The sequence below is a fragment of the Micromonospora sp. URMC 105 genome, assembly GCF_051386295.1.
GTDB lineage: Bacteria > Actinomycetota > Actinomycetes > Mycobacteriales > Micromonosporaceae > Micromonospora.
Genome location: NZ_JBPQTL010000065.1, coordinates 23667 through 31020, shown reverse-complemented (window position 1 = coordinate 31020; position 7354 = coordinate 23667). Strand labels below are relative to the sequence as shown.

At 72.2% G+C, this 7354-nt stretch carries 6 protein-coding genes; 5 read left to right on the top strand and 1 reads right to left on the bottom strand.

Going from position 1 to position 7354, the window contains the following annotated elements:
* The first annotated feature begins 29 nt into the window (after positions 1–29).
* The 3 genes from ACSNN7_RS20055 to ACSNN7_RS20045 all read left to right on the top strand — a co-directional run bounded on the left by ACSNN7_RS20055 (position 30) and on the right by ACSNN7_RS20045 (position 3279).
* Positions 30–530: a DUF456 domain-containing protein gene (locus ACSNN7_RS20055; RefSeq protein ID WP_436682405.1), complete on the top strand. Its 501-nt coding sequence runs from the start codon at positions 30–32 to the stop codon at positions 528–530.
* Positions 531–809: 279 nt separating this feature from the next.
* The gene (locus ACSNN7_RS20050; RefSeq protein WP_436682400.1) at positions 810–1409 is read left to right on the top strand and encodes a DUF1345 domain-containing protein; all 600 of its coding nucleotides are present in this window, start codon (positions 810–812) and stop codon (positions 1407–1409) included.
* Positions 1410–1698: 289 nt separating this feature from the next.
* Positions 1699–3279, top strand: a complete 1581-nt coding sequence (locus ACSNN7_RS20045; protein ID WP_436682403.1) for an amino acid permease — start codon at positions 1699–1701, stop codon at positions 3277–3279.
* Positions 3280–3300: 21 nt separating this feature from the next.
* Here the strand turns inward: ACSNN7_RS20045 and ACSNN7_RS20040 are convergent, their stop codons facing one another.
* Entirely contained in the window at positions 3301–4443 is a 1143-nt protein-coding gene (locus tag ACSNN7_RS20040) for a PQQ-dependent sugar dehydrogenase (protein WP_436682399.1), read from the bottom strand.
* Positions 4444–4533: 90 nt separating this feature from the next.
* On the opposite strand from ACSNN7_RS20040, the gene ACSNN7_RS20035 reads away from it, so the two are divergent.
* Positions 4534–5898 carry a glutamine synthetase family protein gene (locus ACSNN7_RS20035; protein ID WP_436682398.1) on the top strand — a complete coding sequence of 455 codons (1365 nt, stop codon included), beginning with the start codon at positions 4534–4536 and terminating at the stop codon, positions 5896–5898.
* A gap of 99 nt (positions 5899–5997) precedes the next feature.
* On the top strand, positions 5998–7353 hold the full coding sequence (locus ACSNN7_RS20030) for an aldehyde dehydrogenase family protein (RefSeq protein ID WP_436682397.1): 1356 nt from the start codon (positions 5998–6000) through the stop codon (positions 7351–7353).
* Position 7354: the final 1 nt, after the last annotated feature.

Sequence of the window (7354 nt, the reverse complement as noted above, 5' to 3'; positions counted from 1 at the left end):
GTCGGGCGGGTCGGGCGGGCGGAGGCGGCGTGGGGCTGACGGACTCGCAGGCGGCGGTGTCGGTGGTGGCCGCGCTGGCCATCCTGGCCGGGCTGGCCGGCGTGGTGGTGCCGGGGCTGCCGGCGCTGCCGCTGTGCTGGGGCGGCGTGCTGGTCTGGGCGCTCTTCGGCGGCGCCGGCCCCGGTCGCTGGGCGGTACTCGCGGCGGCCACCGTGGTCGCCGCCGGGGCGACCGTGGTCAAGTACGCCTGGCCGGGGCGCAACCTCAAGCGGACCGGCGTACCCACCTCCTCACTGCTCGCCGGCGGGCTGCTCGGAGTGGTCGGGTTCTTCGTGATCCCGGTGGTCGGGTTGGTGCTCGGCTTCGTCGGTGGCGTGTTCGGCGCCGAGCGGCTGCGGCTGGGCAGCAACCAGCTCGCCTGGCCGGCCACGGTGCAGGCCCTCAAGGCGGCCGGACTGTCGATGCTGGTGGAGTTCCTGGCCGGGCTGGTCGTCGCCGCCCTCTGGGTCGCCGGCCTGCTGTTCGCCTGAGCCGGCGGCCGGCGTTCTCGGCAGGAGGCCCGCTGCGGCCGGGCCGTCGAGGAACGGGCTCGGTACGTGGCCCAGGTGCGCCGGGGTCGCGGCCTACTCGGTTGCGCTCAACGTTCTCGCGTGGGCAGGGGTCAGAAAACGCCTCGGAGGCGCCTTCTGGGCACGCCGTGCGGGGCGATGGGAGACACTCGGACGATGACCGGCATGCCCGAGGAGACCTGGTATCACCGATGCCTCGGCTGGCACGCCCCCGCCCTGCGGCGAGCCGTCCTCGTCGCCGTGATCGGGCTCGCCGTCGCTCTGGCGCTCCTGCCGTTCATGAACTGGAAGTTGGCCGCGGTCGGGGGCTGGGACGCCACCGCGCTCGCCTTCCTACTCACCGTCTGGCCGGTCATCATCCGGGCGGACAGCTCCCACACCGAGATGCTCGCCATGCGTGTGGACGAGACGCGGGTGACCGCCGCGGTGCTGCTGGTAGGAGCGGGCGTCGCCAGCCTGCTGGGTGTCGGCCTCGCGCTCAACCTCGCCGGCCGGCAGAGCGGCTCGGTCCGGATGCTGCTGGTCGGCGCCGCCGTACTGACCGTCCTGTTGTCGTGGACCGTCGTCAACACGGTCTTCACCCTGCGCTACACCGACCTGCAATACGGATCGACGACCGGGGGGATCGGCTTCGAAGGCCAGCCTGTGCAGGGGCGGACCACCTACCGCGATCTGGCCTACGTCGCCTTCACGATCGGCATGACCTACCAGGTGTCGGACACGGTCATCAACGATCCCCGCATCCGGGGCAACGTGCTGTGCCATGCCGTCCTGTCGTACATCTTCGGTGTGGTGATCGTGGCGGGCTCCGTCAACCTCATCTCCGACCTGGCCCGCTGACCGGGCGGAGGGACGGCGGCGCGGGGGGCTCGTCGGGTACGGCGCATCGCCGTACGAGTGAGAGAGAGGTGAGCACCCCGCGCCGCCGCGGACCGGGCGTTGCCGAGCGCCCGGGGGCAGGCCCGTCGCGATCGGGCCTGGTCACGGGCTCAAGCATGCCGCCGGGACGCCCGGTTCGGCAACGCAATATGCGAGTTCGGGCCTTGCGGCGTATTGACCGCCGTGATCCACGAGACGAGACTCGGGCGCACTCGTTCCGGGGACCACCTCAGGGAGGTGTGCTGTGGCCATGACGCCCTCGCCGACCGCCGAGCAACCGATGGACGACGACGCCCGACGGCTCGCCGAACTCGGTTACCAGCAGGAGCTGCGCCGCAAGTGGAGCGGCTTCTCCAACTTCGCCATCTCGTTCTCGATCATCTCGATCCTGGCCGGCTGCTTCACCACGTTCGGCCAGGCGTGGAACAACGGTGGTCCGGTCGCCATCTCCTGGGGCTGGCCGCTGATCTCGCTCTTCATCCTGATCATCGGCTTCTGCCTGGCCGAGCTGGTCTCGGCGTACCCGACGGCGGGCGGCATCTACTGGTGGGCGGCGAAGATGGGCCGCCCGGTGCACGGCTGGTTCACCGGCTGGCTCAACCTGATCGGGCTGGTCGCGGTCACCGCCTCGGTGGACTACGGCTGCGCCACCTTCCTCAACCTGACCCTGTCGGCGCTCTTCGACGGTTGGGCCGGGACACTGCGCCAGGCGTTCGGGCTGTTCGTGGTCATCCTCGTGCTGCACGGTCTGATCAACATCTTCGGGCACCGGATCATCGACGTGCTGCAGAACGTCTCGGTCTGGTGGCACGTGGCCGGCGCGGCGGCGGTGGTGGCGATCCTGCTGCTGGTGCCGGACGACCACCAGAGCTTCCAGTTCGTCTTCACCGAGCAGTTCAACAACTCCGGGTTCGGCGACGGCGACACCGGCGGGCTGACCTTCTGGTTCTACGTGCTGCCGCTGGGCTTCCTGCTCACCCAGTACACGATCACCGGCTTCGACGCCTGCGCGCACGTCTCCGAGGAGACCCGGGGCGCGTCCCAGGCCGCCGCCAAGGGACTCTGGCGGTCGATCTTCTACTCCGCGGTCGGCGGCTGGATCCTGCTGCTGGCCTTTCTCTTCGCCGCCACCGACGTCGACGCGATCAACAAGGCGAGCGGGTTCTCCGGGGCGATCTTCGAAACCGCGCTGACGCCGTTCTTCTTCAAGACCGTCATCATCATCTCCACCATCGGCCAGTTCTTCTGCGGGATGAGCTGCGTGACGTCGATGAGCCGGATGGCGTACGCGTTCAGCCGCGACCGCGCGGTGCCCGGCTGGCGGCTCTGGTCGAAGGTGGACCGCAACGGCACCCCCGCCAACGCAATCATCGGGGCCACCCTGGCCGGGTTGCTGCTCACCCTGCCCGCCCTCTACGAGAGCCCGTCCGGCATCCCGGTCGCCTTCTACGCCGTGGTGTCGGTGGCGGTGATCGGGCTCTACCTGTCCTTCGTCATCCCGATCGCGCTGCGGCTGCGGATGGGGGACCGGTTCCAGCCCGGTCCGTGGACGCTCGGCCCGAAGTACAAGATCCTCGGCTGGATCGCGGTGATCGAGATCGCCGTCATCTCGGTCTACTTCGTGCTGCCGATCGTCCCCGCCGGGGTGCCCGGCAACGCCGACTTCAGCTGGTCGGCGGTGAACTACGCGCCGCTCGCCGTGGGCGGGGTGCTGCTGCTGGTCGGCGTCTGGTGGTACGCCTCGGCGCGGAAGTGGTTCACCGGTCCCCGCCGTACCGTCGAGGACCCGGCACCGGCGACCGGGCCGGCGCCGGTCGACGAACCGGCCTGAGCCGCCGCCGCCACCGCCGGTTCACGGTTGCCGTGGGCCGGCGGTGGGCGGCGTGACCGCCGAGGGCTGCGGCTGCCCGGTGCCGGTCCGCACGCGCAGGATGCGGTCGTCGTCCGCGGCCGGCGTGCCGCGGCCGTCGCGGTTGCTGGTGGTCACCCAGAGCGAGCCGTCCGGGGCGCGCTCCACGGTCCGCAGCCGGCCGTAGCTGCCGCGCAGTACGGCGGTGGGGGTGCCCACTTCGCCGGACACCCCGACCGGTACGGCCCAGAGCCGCGCCCCGCGCAGCGCGGCGACGAAGAGGGTGCCCTCGGCGAAGGCGGCGCCGCTCGGTGACGCCTCCGCCGGGGTCCAGACGACCACCGGATCGCGGAACCGGGGGTCGCCGCTGCGGCCCTCGACGACCGGCCAGCCGTAGTTGCCGCCCGGCACGATCAGGTTCACCTCGTCCCACCTGCTCTGGCCGAACTCGGTGGCGAAGAGCCGGCCCCGCGCGTCCCAGGCGAGGCCCTGCACGTTGCGGTGGCCGTAGCTGTAGACCAGCGACCCGGCGAACGGGTTGTCCGCCGGCACGCGGCCGTCCGGCCGCATCCGCAGGATCTTGCCGTTGCGGCTGGCCAGGTTCTGCGCGTCGGCGGGCACGAGTGCGTCACCGATGCCGGCGTAGAGCATACCGTCGGGGCCGAACGCGATCCGTCCGCCGTCGTGGGCGGACGCGCGCCGGACCCCGCTGAGGATGACCTGCGCGAACTGCGGCAGTTCGAGCGGGAACCGCACGATCCGGATGTCGGAGGCGGTGGTGAAGCAGACGTAGACCAGCCGGTCCCGGCGGAACGTGGGGGAGACGGCCAGGCCGAGCAGTCCCGCCTCACCGCCGGCGACCACCCCGGCGATCCGGGCGACCTGCCGCGGCGCCCGGCCGGGCCGGACCCGGACGACGGTACCCCGGTCGCGCTGGGCGACCAGGGCGCTGCCGTCCGGCAGGAAGTCGAGCCCCCACGGCACCTCCAGCCCGGTCGCGACGACCTCCGGATCGGCGAAGTCGAAGTTGCCGGGACCGGGCGGGGTGCCCGGCCCGGGCGGCGGCTGCCCGCCCGCCTGGGCGGCGGCGGAGCCCGAGAAGAGAGCGAGGACGGTGATGACGGCCAGCAGGACTCGACGACGCATCGGAACTCCTCCGGTGGATTGCCGCCGACGCCCCCGGGGCATTGACGGTGATCCGGCTTGCCAGTAGACCTTGGTGATGGAGACTCGCTGATGACCAGAACGCCGTTGACGCTGGAAGAGTTGCGGGTCGGCATCGCCGCCGGCGAAATCGACACCGTGGTGCTCGCCCTGGTCGACATGCAGGGCCGGTTGCAGGGCAAGCGGTTCCACGCCCCCTTCTTCCTGGACCAGGTGGTCGCGAACGGCAGCGAGGGCTGCAACTACCTGCTCGCCGTGGACGTCGACATGAACACCGTCGACGGGTACGCGATGTCGAGCTGGGAACGCGGCTACGGCGACTTCGCGATGGTGCCGGACTTCAACACCCTGCGCCGGATGCCCTGGCAGCCGGGAAGCGCCCTGGTCATCGCCGACCTGGCCTGGCTGGACGGCGGCGGCCCGGTGGTCGCCTCGCCCCGGCAGATCCTGCGCCGCCAGCTCGACCGGCTGGCCGCCCACGGGCTGAGGGCGTACGCCGGCACCGAGCTGGAGTTCGTGCTCTTCCGCGACTCGTACGAGGACGCCTGGCGGCGCGGCTACCGTGACCTGACCCCGGCCAACCAGTACAACGTGGACTACTCGCTGCTCGGCACGGCCCGGGTGGAGCCGCTGCTGCGCCGCATCCGCACCGAGATGGCCGGCGCCGGGCTGACCCCGGAGAGCGCCAAGGGGGAGTGCAACCTCGGCCAGCACGAGATCGCCTTCCGCTACGACGAGGCGGTGGCCTGCGCCGACCACCACGTCATCTACAAGAACGGGGCCAAGGAGATCGCCGCCCAGGAGGGCATGTCGATCACCTTCATGGCCAAGCCGAACGAGCGGGAGGGCAACTCCTGCCACATCCACTTCTCGCTGCGCGACGCCGACGGCCGCTCGGCGATGCTCGGCGACGGGCCCGCCCACCTGTCGGTGACCGGGCAGCGGGTGCTCGCCGGGCTGCTCGCCACCATGCGTGAGCTGAGCGTCCTCTTCGCCCCGAACATCAACTCCTACAAGCGCTACCAGCCCGGCTCGTTCGCGCCGACCGCGCTGCGCTGGGGCACCGACAACCGCACCTGCGCCCTGCGGCTGGTCGGGCACGGGCAGGGCATGCGGGTGGAGAACCGGGTACCCGGCGCGGACGTCAACCCGTACCTGGCGATCGCCGCGCTGGTGGCCGGGGCGGTGCACGGCATCGAACGCGAGCTGGAGCTGGGCGAGGAGTGCACCGGCAACGCGTACGACGACCCGGCCGCCGAGCGGGTCCCCGCCACCCTCCGCGACGCGCTCACCCTGTGGGAGTCCTCCGCCGTGGCGAAGGAGGCCTTCGGCGACGAGGTGGTCGCCCACTACGCCAACCAGGCGAAGGTCGAACTGGCCGCCTTCGACGCCGCCGTGACGGACTGGGAACTGGTCCGTGGCTTCGAACGCCTCTGACCCCGCCGGCCGCCCGCGCCCGGCCGACCGGCGGGCAACGGGCGCGACGCGCCGGGACGACAGCTGCGCACGCACCGCGGAGAGGGCAGGGTGGGGCGGGTGACCGAGGTACGGAACCCGGCGACGGGACAGCTTCTGCGTAAGGTGCCGGCCAGCTCGCCGGCGGAGGTCGACGCGGCGATCGAGCGGGCCGCGCGGGCGTACGAGACGTGGCGGGGCGTGGCGCCGGGGGACCGGGCGCGGCTGCTGCGGCGGTTCGCCGCGGTGGTGGACGCGCACCTGGAGCAGCTGGCCCGGCTGGAGGTGCACAACGCCGGGCACACCATCGGCAACGCCCGCTGGGAGGCGGGCAACGTCCGGGACGTGCTGGACTACTACGCCGGCGCCCCGGAGCGGCTGACCGGCCGGCAGATCCCCGTGCCGGGCGGGTGGGACGTCACCTTCCACGAGCCGCTCGGCGTGGTCGGGGTGATCGTGCCGTGGAACTTCCCGATGCCGATCGCCGCCTGGGGTTTCGCTCCGGCGCTCGCCGCCGGCAACACCGTGGTGCTCAAGCCCGCCGAGCTGACCCCGCTGACCGCGCTGCGCCTCGGCGAGCTGGCGGTCGAGGCGGGCCTGCCGGAGGGGGTGTTCACCGTGCTGCCGGGGCAGGGCGCCGTGGTGGGGGAGCGGTTCGTCAGCCACCCGGCCGTACGCAAGATCTGCTTCACCGGCTCCACCGAGGTCGGCACCCGGATCATGGCCGGCTGCGCCGCGCAGGTGAAGCGGGTGACCCTGGAGCTGGGCGGCAAGAGCGCCAACCTGGTCTTCGCCGACGCGGACCTGGCGAAGGCGGCGGCCACCGCGCCGTACGCGGTCTTCGACAACGCCGGCCAGGACTGCTGCGCCCGGTCCCGGATCCTGGTCCAGCGGACGGTGTACGACCGCTTCCTCGAACTCCTCGAACCGGCCGTGCGCGCCTTCCGGGTGGCCGACCCGGCCGCCGAGTCGACCGAGATGGGTCCGCTGATCTCGGCCGCGCACCGCGACCGGGTCGCCGGGTACGTCGACGGCGCAAAGGTCGCCTTCACCGGCTCGTGCCCCGACGGCCCGGGCTTCTGGCACGCCCCGACGGTGCTGCTCGCCGACTCGCCGGCCGAGCGGCACTGGCGGGAGGAGGTCTTCGGGCCGGTGGTGTCGGTGCTCCCGTTCGACGACGAGGCGGACGCGGTCCGGCTCGCCAACGACACCGAGTACGGCCTCTCCGGCTCGGTCTGGACCCGCGACGTCGGGCGCGCGCTGCGGGTGGCCCGCGCGGTCGAGTCGGGCAACCTGAGCGTCAACTCGCACTCCTCGGTGCGGTACTGGACCCCGTTCGGCGGGATGAAGCGCTCCGGGCTCGGCCGTGAGCTGGGCCCGGACGCGCTGCACGCCTTCACCGACGTCAAGAACGTGTTCATCGGCACAGAGGAGTGAC